At 55.2% G+C, this 19,676-nt stretch carries 8 protein-coding genes; 4 read left to right on the forward strand and 4 right to left on the reverse strand.

Annotated features, from left to right (window positions below):
• Positions 1–122 precede the first annotated feature (122 nt).
• Positions 123–11,381 carry a CxxxxCH/CxxCH domain c-type cytochrome gene (locus KI809_RS11270; protein WP_214171662.1) on the reverse strand — a complete coding sequence of 3,753 codons (11,259 nt, stop codon included), beginning with the start codon at positions 11,379–11,381 and terminating at the stop codon, positions 123–125.
• 542 nt (positions 11,382–11,923) lie between these two features.
• Positions 11,924–14,752 (reverse strand): tetratricopeptide repeat protein, encoded by a 2,829-nt coding sequence (locus KI809_RS11275; RefSeq protein WP_214171663.1) that lies wholly within the window; start codon positions 14,750–14,752, stop codon positions 11,924–11,926.
• Between the two features lie 237 nt (positions 14,753–14,989).
• Here KI809_RS11275 and uvrC point away from each other — a divergent pair, with 237 nt between their 5' ends.
• Genes uvrC through KI809_RS11295 form a run of 4 tightly spaced genes read left to right on the forward strand, consistent with a single transcriptional unit; the run spans position 14,990 to position 18,290 of the window.
• The gene (uvrC, locus tag KI809_RS11280; protein ID WP_214171664.1) at positions 14,990–16,831 is read left to right on the forward strand and encodes an excinuclease ABC subunit UvrC; all 1,842 of its coding nucleotides are present in this window, start codon (positions 14,990–14,992) and stop codon (positions 16,829–16,831) included.
• 59 nt (positions 16,832–16,890) lie between these two features.
• Positions 16,891–17,265, forward strand: coding sequence for a DUF8785 domain-containing protein (locus tag KI809_RS11285; RefSeq protein ID WP_214171665.1), 375 nt, complete (start codon positions 16,891–16,893; stop codon positions 17,263–17,265).
• 6 nt (positions 17,266–17,271) lie between these two features.
• Positions 17,272–17,850 (forward strand): hypothetical protein, encoded by a 579-nt coding sequence (locus KI809_RS11290; RefSeq protein ID WP_214171666.1) that lies wholly within the window; start codon positions 17,272–17,274, stop codon positions 17,848–17,850.
• A gap of 35 nt (positions 17,851–17,885) precedes the next feature.
• A complete protein-coding gene (locus KI809_RS11295) occupies positions 17,886–18,290 on the forward strand; it encodes a CoA-binding protein (protein WP_214171667.1) in 405 nt (134 codons plus the stop codon).
• A gap of 61 nt (positions 18,291–18,351) precedes the next feature.
• Here the strand turns inward: KI809_RS11295 and KI809_RS11300 are convergent, their stop codons facing one another.
• Both KI809_RS11300 and KI809_RS11305 read right to left on the reverse strand, forming a co-directional pair.
• Positions 18,352–18,939, reverse strand: coding sequence for a GTP-binding protein (locus KI809_RS11300; RefSeq protein WP_214171668.1), 588 nt, complete (start codon positions 18,937–18,939; stop codon positions 18,352–18,354).
• Between the two features lie 31 nt (positions 18,940–18,970).
• The gene (locus KI809_RS11305; protein WP_214171669.1) at positions 18,971–19,462 is read right to left on the reverse strand and encodes a roadblock/LC7 domain-containing protein; all 492 of its coding nucleotides are present in this window, start codon (positions 19,460–19,462) and stop codon (positions 18,971–18,973) included.
• Positions 19,463–19,676: the final 214 nt, after the last annotated feature.

A 19,676-nucleotide genomic window follows, 5' to 3' on the forward strand; every position in this document is an offset into this window, starting at 1 on the left:
CTGACAATTAACTACCCGCACAAAACCGGCAGAGGAGATCACGCTACGCTGCGGATCTCCTCTGCGGTTTTGTATCTAACTGACAGCCCCGCCTGGGAATTCCCGGGAGGGGCTGTCATATTTCAGAGCTTGCTGTGGCAGGCGTTGCAGCCAAGCCTGCCGGCATTCCATGTTACTGGCTTGGCCATGTGACAGGCGATATTGGAGCAGGTCTTGGTGGTGCCGTTCCACATGGTGCCTGTGCTGAGCGCTGTTTTTGCCGTGTCGTAGGCAGCCGGACCGTTTTTGTAGTTGCCGGCGTTACGGTTCCAGTAACCGCCGGCGGCAGTGTAGTCGACGAAACTGGCAGGTCTGATCTGTGCCTTAGATTTAACTTGAACAGGTGCGAGAGCGATATCAAGACTGCCGTTCACATGCATCTTGAGACCTCGCGTAGCAGTGCTTGTCGCGTAAATTCTTCCGGCATCCCTGCTGTCCCCTGTATGACATGCTGAACACCGTGCATCATACTTGTTGCGAGCGAATTCGGTAGTTGCATAGTGGCAGATGTTGCAGCTAATTGGTGTTGACTGCCCATCGTCCCCGTGTGCGGAAGAGATTGTCGGCGAACTGTAGTTACCAAGCTTGTCGGCCCTGCCGGCAAAGATGTTGTTCGCGTGAATGCCGATCGCGTGTTTCGTGTGGGCGCCGGTTGCCGGAGCATTGCCGTGGCAATTACCGCAACGGTCTGCACCGTAAGTGGTATTCCATGCGGCAGTAGTAGTGTAACCGGTGCTGCCGTCGCTGTGGCAGTAGATATTGGCACATTGTACCGTATTTGAACCGACAGAGCCGACCAGCCCCGGAGTAAAGCCTGCCGTCGGGTTCTTGAAGCGCATCGTGCCTGCTGCCACATCGCTTGTCAGGATGACGTCGATAGTGCCGTTGAGGTGGGAGGAGGTGTTGTACGGGTGACAACTGGCGCAGCCGAAGCCATAGTTGGCCCAGGCCGTGCCGCTCAGCGGGTCGGAACCGGCTGAAGCGTTAGAGGTGCAGTTGTAGAACGGTATAGCCGACAGGACCCTGCCTCCGGTGTGACGGTTATGAGCCCCGCCGAGCGTAGGATGACAGGAAGCACAGTTGAGAGTACCTGCGGTCCATGCCTGGGTCCTGTAGGAGCCTTTACCGTTTGAGTGACAGTAAACATTGTTGCAGCTGTTGCCAGAGAATGACCCCCTCCATGAGGAGCTGAATGATGCGAATTTCACGTCGGTGCCGTTGACATTGTAGGTGCCATTGACGTGGCTGGTGGTACCGGCCTTGAGCGCGGTGGAGCTCCCTGCTGCGGCAGTGTTTGCATGGCACTTGTCGCAGGTGAAAGCATAGGTGCCGCTCAGGTGCGAGGCGTGAGGCTTGGCGGCCAGCGAGTGGCATGAGGAAGTACAGTTCAGAGCACCGGGGGTCCATGAATTTGCTGCGCCATAGGATCCCTTACCGTTGGAGTGGCAGTAGGTGGTTGAGCAGTTGGCGCCGTTCCAGCTGCCGCCATAGGCTGAAGGAAAGGTGACAGTGCGTGTGCCGTTAACATGCTGCAGTACACCGGTGTACTGCTTGAGAATGGCGTTGTTTGTTAGGTCAGCGGTCCTGTAATGGCAAGCAGAGCATCTGAAACTGTAGTTGCCGGTCAGATGGGTGACGTGAGGAGCAGTGAGCGCTACGCCGTTCCTGTTGTTGACCCCGGCCCCGCCGTGGCAGGTGGTGCAGGTGATTCGGCTTGAACTGGTGGTCCAGCTTACGAAGACGTAGTTCGGGCTGGCCTGGCCGCTTGAGTGGCAGTAGACGTTGGCGCAGGTGAAGCTGGCTGCCGTATAGGTGCCGCCACCGGCGATTGCAACGGTCTTGGTACCGTTAAGGTGATTGATGTAGTTGCTGATGGTCGTGTTGTTGCCTGCGGTTGTACTGTGGCAGGCGTTGCAGGTCAGAGTGGTGTTGCCGAGATACGTATTGACGTGCTTGGTGTGCGCGGCACTCCACTTTGGCGAGCCATCACCGGCTTTGTTGTGACAGGTGCTGCAGTTGCTGGTCTTGCCGGTAGTCCAGGTGACCGTAGCAGTTACCGGTGCTTGGTTCAGACTGTTGCCGCTCCAGTGGCAAGAGTTTTGGCTGCAGGTCCCGCCGGTTGTGTATTTGTAGCTGCGACCGTCTCGGGCTGACAAGGTTCCGAAGATATAAGTGCCGCCGGCTACACTTATGTCGGCCCGGTTGCCACCGTTCTGATGGTTGCTCTCAGTCTTGCCATGGCAATTCTTGCAGGCAAAGGCATAGGCAGTGGTTAGAGTGCGATTGCTGCCGGTGTAGTGGCGGAATACTGAGGTGCGGTTGTAATGAATGGCGTGACCGATAGAGGCGTTGACCGACAGCAAGCCGCTGTTGTTGCCACCGTGGCAGCCGTTGCAGCCACCAACGGCTGCATCAACCCTGCCGTTGATATGGAGCGCTCGGTTGGCACCGGCATTAAGCGTACCATTGGCATTGAAGTGGGTGTGACAGCCGGAGCAGGAGGTTGTAGGCTGGCTGACATAGCTGCTGTGGGTGCCTGCAGTAGTCCCGGTTGTTGGCGGGTTGCCGTGACATACGCCGCAATCGGCGTTGGTTGGGGTGGCGTTTCTTGCCAGCAGCGAAGTCTGGTTCCAGAAAATAGTGCTGCGCTTGGTGCCTGAGGTATCGCCTTTGGGCATATTGCTGCCATGGCAGTAAACATTGCTGCAAGTTGTGGCATTGACGCCGAAAGGCACGCCGAAGACGCTGGTCGGGGTGGCGCCGTTCTTGCGGGCGGCAGTAGCATTGGCAAAGGTTATTTCACCCGGTCGCCTGCCATTGAGATGGCCGGAAGCAGTGGCGTTTGCAGGTACGGCATGGCACTCGAGGCAGCGGACATTAGCGATATTGGTGCTGCCATATCCGCCAAGGTGCTGCTGGTGCGCACCGATCTGCGGGTCTTTGGTCGGGCCGTTGGCGGTGTGGCCGTCGAGGTCGTAGCCGTTGACGCCGTTTGCTGCATTGCCCGGTGCTTCCTGGGCTTCAGTAGCAGTGCCAATGGTGGGTGTGCCATGACACTTGGTGCACTTGTCTACAGTGGTAGCTGCTGCCGTCCAGGCAGGGTTGCGGTTGGCGTGACATCTGGTGTTGTTGCAGGTAGTGCCGCTCCAGCTGCCACTGTAACCGTCGAAGTTTATGTCACGCTTCTTGTTGAGGTGGTATGCGTAGCCACCCGCCGCGATGGTGGTGTTGTTGCTGGCGGTCAGCACATGGCAGACGTTGCAGGTGTACTGGGCCGTGAGGTTGGTGTTGTTCAGGTGTGATGCGTGGCGGTTGGTGGTAAGCGTTGTCGGACCGCCGTGGCAGAAGGTGCAGCCGGAGGTGCCGCTCCATGCCTGTGTGGTGTAGCTTCTGCCTGCTCCGGTTGCCCCGTTTGAGTGACAGTAGGTGGTGGCGCAGTTAGTGCCGCTCCAGCTGCCGCTGTAGGTTTTGAGGATGGCGACAGTCCTGGTGCCGTTGGCATGCTGCAGCACACCGGTGAAGTTCTTGAGTACTGTGTTATTAGCTAGGTCAGTAGTTCTGTAGTGGCAGACTGAGCATCTGTAGTTATAGGTGCCGCTTGCAAGGTGCTTGGCGTGCGGCGTGGTGAGCGCTACGCCGTTCTTGTTGTTGCCTCCGGCCCCACCGTGGCAGGTGGTGCAAGTGACGCGGCTTGAGCTGGTGGTCCAGCTGATGAATACGTAGTTCGGACTGGCCTGGCCGCTTGAGTGGCAGTAGACGTTGGCGCAGACATAGCTGGACTGGGTGTAGCTGCCGCCACCGGCAATTGCAACAGTCTTGGTGCCGTTAAGGTGGTTAAGATAATTGCTGACAGTCGTGTTGTTGCTTGCCGTTGTGCTGTGGCAGGCATTGCAGGTCAGGGCCGGGTTGCCGTTGTATGTAGTTACGTGCTTGGTATGTGCTGCGGTCCACTTGACAGAAGCGCTGTCGCCAGCCTTGTTGTGGCATTTGCCGCAGTTGGAGGTCATGGCGCTGGACCAGTTGACCATTGCCTGGACCGGTGACTGGCTGGCGCTGTTGCCACTCCAGTGGCAGCTGTTCTGGCTGCAGGTGCCGGCCTTGTACTTGTAGCCTCGGCCATCGCGGGCCGAGTAGGTACCAAAGGTGTAGGTGCCTCCTGAAATCGCTATATCGGCGAGGTTGCCGGAGTTCATATGGTTGGTCTCGGTCTTGCCGTGACAGTTCTTGCAGGCAAAGGCATAGGCGCTGGCAAGGGTGCGGTTGCTGCCGGTATAGTGGCGGAATACGGAGGTACGGTTGTAGTGGACGGCATGGCCTTTAGAGACATTGACGGAAAGCAGTCCGTTGTTGTTCGCGCCGTGGCAACCGTTGCAGGCCCCGCTGCCGTTTACTTCGAGGCTGCCGTTAATATGTTTAGTCCTGTTGGTCCCTGCCGTAAAGGTGCCGTCGGTGTTTACGTGGGTGTGGCAGCCGTTGCATGAATTGAGGACAGCAGGCTTTGCCAGGCTTGCGTGGCCATTGGTATTTGGAGGACAGCCGTGGCAGCGGTCACAGTCGCCGGTATTGCTCGGAGTACCGGTCAGGTAGCTGGTATTGCTCCAGCGTGGATGCTGACCATTTGCCCCGATTTCTGTGGCTCCGTGACAGTAGGTGGTGCCGCAACTCCTTGTGGCAGAGCTGTAGGTAGTAAGAACAGACTTTGCCCGGGCCAGCGTCCCATTCATCGGCACCTCTGTTGTGCCGTTCATGTGAACGGCATCGTTAAGCGCCGGAACTGTATGGCATTCGGAACAGGCAACCGGATTGGAGTACCCGGTCAAGGCGTTCAGGTGCGCGGCATGTGCTCCAGACTGGGCACTAACACTGCTTCCAGCGGTATCTTTGAACGGGTTGGTCGTTGCATACCCATGGCATTTGTCGCAGCTGAGGGTAGCGGTATCGGAACCCCAGGTCGGCGTGCCCCGTCCATGGCACTTGCTGGCCGAACAGGTACTATACGGACCGGACCCGGCCTGATGGCTTCCGGCGGTGTAAACAGTTCCCGCCCCTTTGGCAGCAGGATCGAAGGAAAGCTGGATTATATGATCGGCGTGCAGCAGTGTTCCTGATCCGGCGCCATAATGACAGACAGAGCAGGAGTATCTTGCATTGCCGGCTGTACCGGCATGCAGTTTATGGCTGCCGGTTCCGGTAGCATCGGTAGCCATATCCTTGTGGCAAGCCGAGCAGCTCAATGGTCCGGTTGCCCCCCAGGTTTGCGGGGTGTACCCCGAAGGCTGCCCTGTCCCGCCAGTCCCCTGCACATTGCTGTGACAGTAGAAGTTGGCGCAGGTGCCGAATGTTGCGCTCGGGGCAAGGTTGCCGGTGCCGCCGCTGGTGAGGTTTCTGTAACGGGCCAGAGTACCGACCCTGGCATCGGTGCTGTTCAGGTGCCACTGGGTATTGCCATTGACGTGGTAGTTGTTCACTTCGGCGCCATGACAGGTATAACAGACAAGCCCAAGGCCTCCGCCGGTTTCAAGGGCATGCTTCGGATGCGATCCTGCAGTCGGAGCTGCAGTGGTTGATACACCGTGACACGATCCGCAGGCAACCTCGGCGTACCCCATCTCCCAGTTGGGGGCCGCAACCGTACCGCCACCCAGGGCCGCCTTTGTGGTGGTGCCGCCACCGTGGCAGTACACATTGGCACAGGTATTCTGCTTTGACATATCATTGGTTCTTCTTACGGTCGTACCAGGACTGGAGGAGACGTAGACATTTCCGGTGAGCGTAGAGTAGCCATAGAAAACGCCGCTGGAGACTTTTCCGCTGTATGCCTTAAAACCGATTTCCATCGTATTGCTCGGCATCTGCGAAGTGTAGTTGTTGTGACAGACGTAGCAGTCGTTCCCGATCATAGGGTTCAGGAGGTGAGCATTGTGTGCACCTGCGCTGCCGGGAGCCATCGAGTTCATGGCAGGCTTGACCAGACTGGCAGTGTCTATCGGCGGGTTGCCGTGGCAGGAGATGCAGCCGCCGTCAACAATGCCGTTAACATGAATGGAGGGGTTGATGAATCCTGTTCCGGCAGTATTGACGTTGTTGTGACAACCGTTGCAGGAAGAAGGCCCTTTACCATAATGAGTGTAGCCGACGTTCGGCGCTGGCGGCGGGTAGCCATGACAGCGGGTACAGTCATTGGCAGCTGAACCGGTGAGGAATGGCACATTCCAGGTCGGTTTGAACGGTGTGGTCAATGCCCCGCCGTCTGCCACGACACTGGCATAGGCCCCTTTACCGGTATTGGAATCCATGCCCGATCCATGGCACCAGAAGTTGCCGCATTGACGTGAGCCATAACTGTAAGCAGGCGTGGCAGTATACCCATAGAACCCCCCCATCCCGGCAATATGCCCGAAGGTTATCTCTGCCGGAAGCGCGGTATCAAGGTGCCCGGGCGAATACGGTCCGGCCGGCTGAAAGTGACACCCTTCGCAATCGGTCCCGGTTGAGTAGCTGTAAGGGGCTGACTTGAGATGCTGATCATGGGCACCCACATACGGATCGGTTTTTGCTGTGGTGCTCCCTGGCCCGGCGGTTCCGTAAAAAGCGGCGGTAGTAGCAGAACCATGGCATTTGTCGCATAGCGGCAATGCTGTTGGTGGACCCCAGGTCACAGTGTGCCTGCCATGGCAATCACTGTTCGAGCAGTTCCCGTATCCTGAACCTGGCGCATTGATTGCGCCTTCCGAATACACCGTGTTGACCGCAACGCCGCTGAAGCTGAGGTCGATGTTGCCACTGGCATGGTTTTCCGGGTTTGTGGTACCGCCGGTGCTGTGACAGATGCGGCAGTCAAAACTTGTTTCCGGGTTCTGGGCATGCTGAACATGGCCGCCGGTTGCTGCCGGGTCGATATACATATTGCGGTGGCACGAACCGCAGGTAACCAGGTCTCCCCACTTGGGTGTCGCATAGAATGTCGGCCCGCCTGTGCCCAGCGTCATACTTGTCGCCCCCTGAACATTGCTGTGGCAATACAGGTTCGAGCAGGTGCCGTAATTTGAGGGGTTGGTCGGAGCGACTGCACCGGTTGAACCGCTATTGATACCGTTATAGGCGGCACTTGCTGATATCGGGGACATGTTCCATTCCACCTTGCCATTTATGTGGGCGGTGGTCGTGTAATTCGCATACGTTGCATGGCACCTTGAACAGGCGATCCTGTTACTGCCCGGCATGGTGCCGGAGTGCTTGACATGGCTGCCGGAAGTGGGCGGGTTGGCACCGGTCGCATTGTGACAGGTACCGCAAGTTGCCTGGCTGGTTCCGACCCATGACGGATTTGTGTTGCTTCCTCCGCCGCCGGACCAGCCGTGGCAGTAAACGTTGCAGGAGGTAGTATTGGGTGCGGTCTGCAAAACCGTGCCCGCTGAGGTGGTCCAGCGATAAAAGGCGTTCAGGGCATTGGTGCCTGTGAATGTCCCGCCATTCACAGTGCCGTTGAACCCTGGGAAGTTGGCATTGTTGATCTTAAAACCCATCTCCAGCCTGTTGTTTCCCATCACAACTTCTTGATAGTTGTTATGACAGGCGTAGCAACTGGTGATCGGCTTGTGCGTGGCATGGGCGCCGGCGTTTGGTGCCAGCAATCCAAGGGCGTTTGTCGCCGGGTAGGACATCTGCGCCAAGGTTGTCGGAGGGGTCCCATGACAATCGTCGCAGTTGGCACCACCGATATATTTGAAACCTTTGCTGTGAGAGTGGCATTTTACGCAGTCGGAGCTGTTGTTATGGTCAAGCCAGGCAACCTTGCTGGTACTGTTCTGGTGGAATCTGGTCTTATGGTGGCAGACCTCGCAAATGTTTGATGAGGTTGTTCCGCTGCGGCGGTCATTACCCAGAACCCCGGTAGTAATTCCCGGCGACGTTGACAGTCTGTTGAAAACAACAGATTTGTTTCCGGTAGGTGTGGCAACAGTTTCCGATATCTTTTTGATGTTTGTCGTGGCTGACTTGGTGTGACAGGTGTTGCAGGTATGGGTGGTGCCCCATTCACCGAATTTGCTGGTTCCTAGGGTGAGACTGCTGTGCAAAAGCTCTCCGTAATTGTTTACTACCGTATGGACAGAATTGGCAGTGTCTACAGTAGGGTGACCGGTTGCCGTTACCCGGATATTGAAGCTGTTGGTGGCACCCTGGGGTGCAGTTGCCTTTGCCGTGACAGTAAGTGTGGTCGTCGAGCCGGCACCGTTAGGTCCAAGAGTTAGAACCGTGGGAGACAGCGTCGATGGCGTAACGAAATCTGTGCTGTTTTCTGCCCCTACGAGAGCAAGGTTGAACGATGTATTGCCGCATGCTCCGGTATCGTTATTGGTCACGGCAACACTGTACGTAACCTGTTTTCCGGTTTTGACCGCACCGGATACCGGGTTTACTGCTACTGATGGCGCATTGGTACATACCGTAGGAACCTGGGCCGTTGCAGCAGCAGTTGTCCCTGAACTGACATTATTTACCACGTCAGCGGCGCAGACCCGGTATGCATATTTCTGCCCCATGGACAACCCGGTATCAACCTTTGAAAGCAGCTGCCCCTGATAGACAACGGTCCCGGATGAGCAATCAACAGGGGCGGGGGCATTGGCCACTCCTCTCACCACCTTGTAAGCATTGGTAGCATGCAGACCGCTCAGGTCAGAAGCCGGGGTCCAGTTGAGCTGGATCTCGCCGCTGTTTGTGGCCGTAGCCGCAGTAAGTACAGGATTGGATGGTGCCTGACCGTCTATCACCACCGTGGCGCTGGAGCTGTCGTTATTAGTGACCCCGTTTCCTCCCTGCACATGGGTAATTGCGGTTACTACACCGGTCACGCTATAGGTGGAGGTTACGTAGTTTTTCGGGGTAATCCGGACATAGCACTGTGTTGTCCCGCTTGTGGCAAAAAGTCCTGAAGTGCTTACCCGCCAGTCATCACCACTGGTAGGAGCAGTCAGATTGCCGTACAAGGCTCCAGTGTTACGGTCAACAATCTCCAGCATGGCTACTTTGGCAGAAATCCCTGCTGGCTGCATGGATACCGTGACGGTATTGACCAGGTCATTGGCTCCGCCATTGACGCTCAGGCCAAAGGCATTGAGATTAGTGGCTGAACCGCCTGAAGGAATGACCGTGTTGGGCGGTTCAGCGGTGCCATTGGTGATTGTTGTAGTGGGGAGAATGGTGAGAGTGGCCGAGTTGAGGTCAGCGTTTCCGTCTACAGTCACACCACCGGCAGCTGACACCAGTCCGCTTACCTGGGCCCCGGTCGCCGGATTGGAGCTGATATCATAGACAACCAGGTAGCTCTTGAGAGTTGAGCCGACTCCCTCGGCAAGTCCGGTGATGACAGCGCTGTTGCCGCTGAAGGATCCAGTTCCAAGCTCGATATCTGCAGGGTCAAGGACCCCAAGCACACCATTGTCGGAATATAGTCGCACCAGTGAAACATTGGCGGAAGTGGTTGCAGCGTTACCTGTGACGGTAAGACTTGTCACTGTCTGATTACCGGTGGGAGATGACAGGGTAAAGCTGTTCACAACGTTGCCGGTTGAAGCCGCCAGGACATTACTGTTGCTAACGGTTGTTCCATCACCGATATTGACCCCGGTTCCAGCAGCGGCAGTCTCTTCGAGAATCAGTTGCGAGGTAACTGAGCTGCCGAGGCCGATGCTGGCGTTTGCCTTGCTCACGCCGATTTGAATGCCGATCCTGGAGCCTGCCGGCACATTGGCAAAGGTCTGACCAGCAAGGGAGATAGTCGCATTCCTCGCCGTACTTGTTGAATAGGTTGAAGATACCGGAGAATTAACCCTTACCCCATCAGGTCTGACGTAGAAAAGCGTTGAGGTGAACGTGGCCGAGCTTCCGGTGCTTCTGGCCCTGAATCTTATCGAAATCCCTTTTACTTGGCTCATTACCGATGAGTACCCTGACGGCCCGTTAAAGTAGAGGGTCACGAACTTGGCATTGGCCTCGCTGGAGGTATGATATCTTCCCGAAACGCTTGTGCAGGTGTGGGCAGGGAAGTTCAGAAGGCCCACATTGTTAGTGCCTGCGGGGTCTGTCACCGTAGAGGTCACGCATACCGAGTTTGTAGCGGAGGGGCCGCCATTTTCAGGCATGAGCAGAGTCGTCCCGCTATCCCAGTCAGCTGCATAGGTTTTGTTGACCGGTGCCCCGGCCCCGTTAATTGTCGGTATGCTCGATGAGGTACTGGTAACACCGGCTACTGCCAGTCCATTGGTTACCGTGAAATAAGTGTTGTCCACGATCCGAGCTCCGATTGTGGTAGCTGTTGTGGCATTGGCAGCGATACTATAGGTAATGAAGTATTTCTGCGGGTTTGCTGTCAGGGTTTGCGGAGTTCCCAGCGTGTACCCCGAGCCGGTTGCCTGGCTGAAGGAGTATGGACCGCCAATCAGGGTATCGATGCCGGCATCGAATGCCCCGTTTCCGTTTGCATCCTTGTAGACACTGAAGGTTGCATTGCCAAGATTCGTGTTGCTGCCTATCTTGTCGAGTTTGCCGCCGGTCCAGTTTGTGGCCGCATTGGCATACAGGTCAAACTTGAGCATCGCGATGTTCTGCTCGCCCAGCAGCACCGAAGCCAACGCTCCCCGGTTGTAGTCGGCAAGATTGGTAACCGATACGGTGTTCGCGGCCGTAGCTGCTTCAGTGACGGTAAAGAACGAATAGTTGGTACTGCTACCCCAGTAGAGCCTGGCTGAGGAGTTGGTACTGGTCATGCGACTGGAGACGACCACTTTAAGCCTGTGGTTTTGACTTATGTTCTTTGCCGCAGGGGCTGAAAAAGTTAATGTCTTGGCGGAAGGGGTGTTTGGATGCGATTCGTCGCTTCCGGAAGTTGACCAAAGCAGCGTGCCATTACCCGCTGTACCGGCGGGGTCGTAGTCGTAAACATCAGCCTTCCAGTAAATAGGATTTGATGTGCCGTTGTAGTCGCGAGTACCTATTGTTATCGCAGGTGTCGTAAGGGTTTGAGCTGCGGCGTAGACCGGGCCGTAAACATTCAGCATCACCTGCCAGTTGGTGTTGGATGCCGCGGTAACGTTTCTGGAAGTATTATAGGTTCCGGTTGCCATGGAGATCTTACCCCCAAGTGTCGCCGAACTATTGGTTGTCCCGTCGGCACCCAGATTCTGGCCTGTGCCGTCCAGCGTGAAGTAATAAGTATTGGTCGCGGAGTCAGTGATTAGCGGCTTGAGCATTAAAGTTACCAACAGCGTGAATCCAAGAACAAGTCCCGCCTTTGCCCAGATATTCATCCCACTGAGACTCTTTGCTATCATTCTGCCCATGACATCCCTCGCTCTTAAATTTTCATGACAATTTTACAAATGAACCATGACGCCGACTCTTTGCCTCAATCAACCAAGAATCCGGCTTTTTCAGTAATAGTTTCCGCTGGCGACTGCTCTAATGAAACCCAGATTACATTGTTAACCCGGTAAAACCGCATTTAATCGGCTTTTTCGTGTGTAACCACTTATTGCACCGCGACGCGAATAGAGATCAGGTCGATAAAACATGATCAATTCCACCAAGATATACTAATTATACGATGCCAATCTAACTCATTAGAGCAAATTTTAAGCCAATACCCAACGACTGCGCGCCGCAACCTGTTGATATTACATTACATTTTAGACTGATTAGTTCTTATTATTATCGGCTAATTTAATTAAGATGGGGTGTTTTGCCCTGTTGGGCCAAAGGAAAGAAAGAATAAGAGCACGTTACCAGCAAGCTTTGTAACGCTCGCTATGTGGCCAGAAACAAAAAAAGGGCACTGCTTCATGCGCAGTGCCCTTCAAAGTATGCAGATTCACACGTAAAAAAGTTAGTATGAATTTCCCAGCTGATCCTGGTAGCTGAGCAGGTTCTTCACCTGCAGGTTAGTGCCGACCGCCACCCCTGACTTGACCCGGATCGAGACCCGAGCGCCTTTCTTCTCACCGGCGCCAAGCTCCTCGAATTTCCAGATATTCTCCCCACCCTTGCCGCGGGTTACTGCAGGGTCGGAAGCAACCAGTTCAAGGGCATCGGGGAGCAGGCTCCTCATCTCGACCACCTTGGCAATGCTGGAGCCGCGATTGGTACAGGTCAGATCGAAGGTCGCCACTTCACCTGGCCGCAATCTTCCGCCACGACCGGTCATGGACAGCTCGACCAGCGGCCTGGAATAGGCAAGCTTGATGTTCACGGCCGCGCTCTTCTTACGATCTCCTTCCGGCTCGAAGGTTATGGAGAGCGGGGCGCTGGCCCCGTCGTTTTCATTGGCCGAGGTCTTGAGTTCAAGGATCACATAAGCCTCTTCGCGCGGGGAAAGCGGGCCGATGTGGTTAATAACCGGATCATTGGACTGCCTGATCCCGTCGCGATTGAGATCCTGGTAGAGGGTGTACGCTACATTGGCCGGGATATTGGGCCGGATCGGGAAATCCTCTCTCTGGTTGCCGGTGTTGGTCACAATCAGCGGAATGGTCACGGTCTGTCCAGGGATGACGATCAGCCGGTCAGAGGTGCTGCGTGCGGCGACACCGCTGATCCCCTGAACCAGCGAGACCGCCGAGACAAACGAATCCGAGGTCTCCAGATCGTTATTGATCAAGTCGCCTCGCAGGAACAGCTCCTGACGGGCAATGGCCTCATCCTTAAGCTGGAAGGTCACGCTCAATTCCTTGCTCTCGCCGGATTCGAGCTTCAGGCCATCAAGCAGCAGTGCAGCCTTCATCTCCTGCTTGAAGCCGGACTTGATGGAATCGACCGGCTCGTAGAGCGGTGGGTAGTTCATCCGCAACAGCACGCCGCTTGCAGCAGCAGAACCGATGTTCAACAGGGTGACGCGATAGGTGACCTTTTCGCCGGGAGCGATCTCTTTACGGTCGGTATTGATGACAGCCCTTAACAGCGGGGCAGAAGCGATGAGCGTCACCTGTCGGGACTGGGAAACGTCCCGGGCAAACTTTGATGCCAATTTGACTGGGAAACTGATCTTCTGACCGTCAATGACCCCCTTGGGAATCGTGATCCCCATGACCCCGTTGAAGCGCTGCCCTGGGGCGAGCTGTGGAGTCAGATTTACCGGGGTGTCGGTATTGGCGTTGGCAAAGAACTGCACCCCGTATTCTGCCGGGAACCCCGACTCAAGATAGAAGCTGTCTTCGCCGTTGCCGCGGTTGATAACCTCGAACGGCATGTTTATCCTGCGCCCGACCGGAAAAACCTGGCCGGCGGTATCAACATTGAACTCGACATCGACAAACTGGCCGACTTCCAGGGTAAGCACCTGAGTGGTGACCGGAGGCTGCGAGGCAGGCACTGCCTTGGCAACTTTACCGGTTGGCGGGTAATCGACACCCATGGCCTTGAGCTTGGCAGAAGCTGCCTCGGCAGCACTGCTTGCAGGTGAAGAGTCTATGACCCTGCGGTACTCGGCAATCGCCTGATCCCGAGCAGTTTCTGCTACCCTGGCCGGCTTGGTTTTCTTGGCAGCGCTCCGCGAAGCCGCCTTCTTGCTGGTCGCTATCCGTCTCTGCTCAACAGCAGCCTTTTCCGCCGCAAGCCGATTCTGTGCTTCAAGCTCCTTATCCCTTGCCAGGCGCTCATCCTCGGCCTTCTTGGCGAGCAGCCGCTCTCTTTCCGCAGCTTCTGCCGCAGTTTTCGCAGCTGCAGCCTTTTCCGCCGCCGCCCGCTTCTGGTCCAGCTCTGCCTTTTCCTGGGCAACCTTCTCTGACTCGGCCTTCAGTTTGGCAAGCCGCTCAGCTTCAGCCTTATCACTGGCAAGCTTTTCCGCTTTCAGCCGCTCACGCTCGGCATTCTCCCTGGCAGCCTTCTCTGATTCCGACTTCTCTGCCGCAAGGCGAATCCGCTCCTGCTCGGCCTTTTCCTTGGCCAGCCGCTTTGCCTCCGCCCTTTCAAGGGCGCGCCGCTCAATCTCGGCCTTTTCGTCAGCAGCCTTTTCTGCGGCGATCCGCTCGCGCTCCTGTTTATCCTGGGCTGCTTTCTCGGCAGCTTCCTTTTCTTGGGCCAGTCTCCGCTCTTCGGCTATGGCAGCCTCTTTGGCCAGCCGTTCGGTCTCAGCCTTTTCCCGGGCAATGCGATCAGCCCTGGCTTTCTCCGCAGCACCCTTTTCAGCAGCTGCCCTCTCGCTATCAACCTTTTCCTGCGCTAGCTTGGCAGCGGCGGCAATGTCGGCAGCCCTGCGGCTCTCCTCTGCCAGCGCCTTGTCTGCCGCGGCCTTCTGGGCAGCAGCTCGCTCGGCCTCTGCATTCTTGGCTTCAAGCCCGGCCTTGTCACTCTTGGCATACGCCGAGGCAAGGGTTACCAGTTCATCCTCTACCGTGGTTTTTAGAGGGTTTTCCGGATACTCCCGGAAAAATTGTGCCATATACCTGGCAGCCGTATCCTTGTCCCCAGCCTTGTAGCTGGCGCGGGCAAGCCAAAAGATAGCCATGTCGCGCAGCTGGGTATCAGGGTAGCTCTTAAGTACCTGAGACATCTTCTCGGCTGCAACCTTATAATCCTTCTTCTGGTAAGCATTGAAACCGGTTATAAATAACTGGGTATCCTGGGATTCAAGGGCTCGTGAGGGGGCAGGGAGCAGAAACAGACACAAGAGGAGCCCGACAAGGCACCTGCAGACAATGGGTCGAATAGATACTGGCACTGGCGCGCTCTCTTCATGACAGGCATTAGACCCACGGCGGGAACGGCCTGGCTGCACCGTTCTCGGAAGCGGGCTTCCAACATCCTGTCAAGCTACTGTTGTGAAATTTTGACGAAAAATAGCACCAACCGCCAGGGTTGTCAACGACGAATGGGGTTCAAGCCCGCCATGAACAGGGGTTCTGATAATCCGTGCATTCGATTGCATCGCCACCAGCAACACAGTATAATCCGCTCCATGATTTCCAGTGAAAAAATCGCCAGGATTCCGACTGCTCCCGGTGTCTACCAGATGAAGGGGGAGAACGGTACCATCCTCTATGTCGGCAAGGCCAGGAATCTGAGACAACGGGTAAGGTCGTATTTTGGCAGTTCCCGTGACTCTCGCTACCAGGTCCGCTTCCTGGTAGAGCAGGTGTCTGACATCGAGTGCATTGTCACAGACACCGAAAAAGAGGCGTTGATTCTCGAAAATACGCTGATTAAGCAGCACCGTCCCAAATACAATATCAACCTTCGCGACGACAAAACCTACTTCTCGCTGCGCCTGGATCTGACTGAAAAGTTCCCCAGGCTTACCGTGGTCCGCAAGATACAAAAGGACGGTGCCAGCTATTTCGGCCCCTACGCCTCGGCAACTGCCGCACGCGCCGTCATGAAGCAGCTGCAGCGGATCTTCCCTCTGCGGCACTATCCTCTGGACGCGTGCAAGAAACGGAAACGTCCCTGTCTATTCTATCAGATCGGCCAATGCTCCGGCCCATGTCATGGACTGATTAGCGAAGAGGCCTATCTCGCCCTGGCAGAAGGGGTAGCGCTTTTTCTCTCCGGCAGAGATCGTGACTTGGTGAAAAAATACCGCCAGAAAATGCTCGAAGCATCGACAGCGGAGAAATTCGAGGAAGCAGGTCGCTATCGCGACATTCTCAAAGCTATCGAAACCACCCTTGAGCCGCAGAAAATGGTTACTGCCGGCGAAGACATAGATGTCGTCGGCATCCATCGCGATGCGACCAGGCTGACTCTCGCCCTGCTGTTTATCCGGGGGGGAACCCTTACTGGCAGCCGGAGTTTTTCCTTCAATTGGCAACTGGACGACGCCGAGGCCATTGCTTCTTTCCTCGGTGAATACTACGGCCAGGAGGTCTTTATCCCAGCAAGCCTGCTGCTGCCACTGCCGATACCCGAGAACATCGGGCTTCCCGAGCTACTAGCGGAAAAGAAGGGTAAAAAGGTCGACGTTTCTGTTCCTCGCCGCGGCTTAAAACTGGAGCTTGTCGAACTTGCCGGCAAAAACGCCGAGAATGCCGCAGTAGAACATTGGCAAAAACAAGATAGCAGCGCTAATGTCCTGCAGGAACTAAAAGAACGGCTTCACCTGGCAAAACTGCCGGTTCGCATTGAGTGTTACGATATCTCAACCTTTCAAGGGAAACAGAGCGTCGGCAGCAGAGTGACTTTTATTGACGGCAAGCCGTTCAAACCGGGTTATCGCCGTTATCGGATCAAGAACGACGGCCAAACCGACGATTTTGCCATGCTCTCTGAAGTCCTTAGCCGCCGTGCCGAACGTGCCGCGGAAGACCCGCTGCCGGACCTGCTTATTGTTGATGGCGGCTTGGGACAGCTCGGCATCCTGACCCATGTGTTGACCGAACTGAACATTCTCGACATCGATACGGCCGCCTTAGCCAAGAGCCGTGTTTTTGCTGCTGCGGGCGACATCGAGGTTTCCCGAAGCGCCGAACGCGTTTTCCGACCGGGAAGAAAAAACCCGATCGTACTTAGGCAGAATTCTAAACCATTGCTGCTGTTGGCTCGCATCCGCGATGAGGCCCATCGTTTTGCCGTGACCTATCATAAACTGATCCGCAACAAGGCAACGCTGACTTCAGGCCTGGAGGAGATTCCTGGCGTCGGCCATCGCCTGAGCACCAGGTTGTTGCAGGAATTTGGCAGCCTGGCCAAAGTCAAGGCAGCTACCGTGGACGAGCTGGCAACTATTCTCGGTGTCTCTTTAAAACTGGCCCAAACCATTTCCAAACATCTTGCCCAAGGTCGGAATCCACAGCGCCACTGATAGCCAGAGTCCTTTTATCTGCTATACTCCCTGAAAATCGCCTTCACAGGAGCCTTATCATGCCGATTTCAAAATCACGTATCTTGTCATTGTTGTTAGGACTATTAATGCTCGCAATTGCCATTTTTGCCGGATATACCTGGTTTTCCCTCAATTGGAGCTACTCTAAAGGCGAGCGCACCGGTTATGTCCAGAAGTTCTCTCACAAAGGGTGGCTCTGCAAGACCTGGGAGGGAGAATTAACCATGCTCCCGGTCCAGGGGATGGTTCCAGAAAAATTCGTTTTTTCGGTAAGAAGCGATGTTGTTGCCGAAAACATCACCAAGAACATGGCAAAAAAGATGGCCCTCGTCTATGAACAGCATAAAGGCGTGCCGACCCAATGCTTTGGCGAGTCCGAGTACTTTGTGACTTCCGTGAAGGTTATGGAGTAACCGGCAATGACACCAGCTCATCACACGCATTACCGTTTGGCAGGCATCCTTGCCATGGTCAATGCCCTGCTGACCATCCCCTGGTTCATCATGACTTTCTTTCTTGCCGACAAGACCGGCATCTGGCCGAAAGTTGCCGAAGCAGTGATGCAGACATCGAGCACGATGATTTTCGTCTTTACCTCGCTGGTGCTAATGAAACTGCTGAACCGTGTTCACGCCTTTCACGCGACTGACCGCTACATCATGATCCTCATAAAGGCAAACATTGTACTGACTGCCATAAGCCTGATCGGCGTTGTTGTACCGAGTATCGGCTCTTCTGCCGGGACTCTGGCCCTGATCCTGATTGCCCCTTTGGGGGTGGTGCAACTGTTGTTCGGCCGCAAACTCCTGCAACTGCCGTCTGATCTGGGCGGACTGCATCGTCCCTATTGCTACCTCAATATCATCACCGGCATCTCAATGGCGGCCGTAATTCTCTTGCCTCTCGGCATCCTTACCGGCGCTATTGCCGACATCATGCTCGGCACCATATTTTTTCAGGCTGCCGGCTCCGGAAAACTCGTTGACACTGAAGCGTGATTACTTGACCCATTGTAGCAATAAAGGAGGTAACGATGGTTTCCCAGGAAAGTATTGACCAGTTTCTCAAGTCACCGGCATTTGGTGTTGTCGGCGCATCAACCGACCGCAGTAAATACGGCAACAAGGTGCTGCGCTGCTACCTGCAGAACGGCAAAGCTGCAGTACCTGTCAATCCCAACGAGCAAGTCGTTGAAAGCATTGCCGCGGTTCCCTCAGTCGCTGACCTTCCCGAGGAGGTCAAAAGTATTTCGATTATCACCCCGCCGAAAATAACCGAGAAGGTCGTTGAACAGGCCATTCTGAAGGGGATTACCTCAATCTGGATGCAACCCGGCGCTGAGAGTAGCGAAGCAATCAAAAAGTGTGTCGCTGCCGGGATAAATGTCATAGCTGACGGAAGCTGTATTCTGGTAGTGTTGGGATACCGGGACCATTAGAATGAAAAACGGCCCGGAAGATAAGTCTCCCGGGCCGCGTCTGCTTGCTGTCTGAAATCCGTTACTTTCCCTGCTTCAGGTCGATCAGGATCAGTTTTGCTACAGCCTTGAGAGTCTCAAAAACCCCTTCTCCCGTAGTTGCACAGGCCTCAAACTCCGGAACTTTCGTCGGATTAAGCTCTCGCTGCAGTTCTTCAAGCGATACGGCACTTGGTAAGTCCCGCTTATTATACTGGACAACAAACGGGATCTTGTCCAGGTCATAACCCTGCTCCTTCAGGTTGTAACGAAGGTTTTCCAGTGACTCAAGATTGGCATCCATCCGCTCTTCCTGGGAGTCAGCGACAAAAACGACCCCGTCAACCCCTTTAAGGATCAGCTTTCTGGATGCATCGTAAAAGACCTGGCCAGGGACGGTATAAAGATGGAAGCGCGTCTTGAAGCCGCGGATCTCCCCCAGCGCCAATGGCAGGAAATCAAAGAAAAGGGTCCGCTCGGTCTCTGTTGCCAGGGAAATCATCTTGCCTTTGGCGTCAGGAGCTGTCTTCTGATAGACGTACTGCAGATTAGTAGTTTTTCCGCACAGCCCCGGACCGTAGTAGACAATCTTGCAATTGATCTCGCGGGAAGCATAGTTGATGAAGGACATCTGGTCTTACCCCACTGCCTTATCTAAGAACTTATCTGAACAGGTTGTCAATGTCATCGTCAGTAATCTCGGCAAACGGAAAATCGGTTTCGCCACTCTTTTCCTTCTCTTCGGATTTCTGCATGAGACGGTTGAATATTGTGGTCAGCTCATCTGAGGCTTTTTTGACTCGGAGCCGTACCAACCCAAGAGAAGAGCGGCTGTCAAACAGAACCACCAGAATAACCCGACCGCCGACAATTGAGATATGCAGGTTGTCTTTCTCACCTTCGTGAAAGAGTATTGAAAATTCTTTCTCGCCGATCAGCTTGGCAAGACCGCCGGTAGCGGCAATGTTACCCGCGGTAAGCGATGCCAGGGACGTCGTGTCAAACTTATCAACTTCACCAACGCCGGCAATCAACTGGCCGTTCTTATCAACCAGAAAGATCACCTTGGAATTGGCTTCTCGCAGAAGTCGTTCAATCGTTCCCTGAATCTGCTTGAATTCCTCGTCGTACATCACCAACTGAGGATTCGCCATCGACAACTCCTTGAAGGAAGGGGGAATGGGAACAGCCGCTACTCTATTAACAGAATTATAGCCGGCATTCAATATTTTTCAAGGGTTGATGGCTTTGCAAAAGAAGCTATCGGGTGCAACCAAAAACCCTCGTTGCTGCGACTTATAGCATTTCTGTTTTCGGATGAAAAAAGCCCCGACAACCTTCCGGCTGCCGGGGCTTTTCCGCTATGCA

It is taken from the genome of Geoanaerobacter pelophilus, from assembly GCF_018476885.1.
GTDB classification, from domain to species: Bacteria; Desulfobacterota; Desulfuromonadia; order Geobacterales; family DSM-12255; genus Geoanaerobacter; species Geoanaerobacter pelophilus.

Coding starts and splice junctions, on each gene's coding strand:
- KI809_RS11270 (WP_214171662.1), bottom strand. CDS start 11,381: ATGGGCAGAATGATAGCAAAGAGTCTCAGTGGGATGAATATCTGGGCA.
- uvrC (WP_214171664.1), top strand. CDS start 14,990: ATGATTTCCAGTGAAAAAATCGCCAGGATTCCGACTGCTCCCGGTGTC.
- KI809_RS11285 (WP_214171665.1), top strand. CDS start 16,891: ATGCCGATTTCAAAATCACGTATCTTGTCATTGTTGTTAGGACTATTA.
- KI809_RS11290 (WP_214171666.1), top strand. CDS start 17,272: ATGACACCAGCTCATCACACGCATTACCGTTTGGCAGGCATCCTTGCC.
- KI809_RS11295 (WP_214171667.1), top strand. CDS start 17,886: ATGGTTTCCCAGGAAAGTATTGACCAGTTTCTCAAGTCACCGGCATTT.
- KI809_RS11300 (WP_214171668.1), bottom strand. CDS start 18,939: ATGTCCTTCATCAACTATGCTTCCCGCGAGATCAATTGCAAGATTGTC.
- KI809_RS11305 (WP_214171669.1), bottom strand. CDS start 19,462: ATGGCGAATCCTCAGTTGGTGATGTACGACGAGGAATTCAAGCAGATT.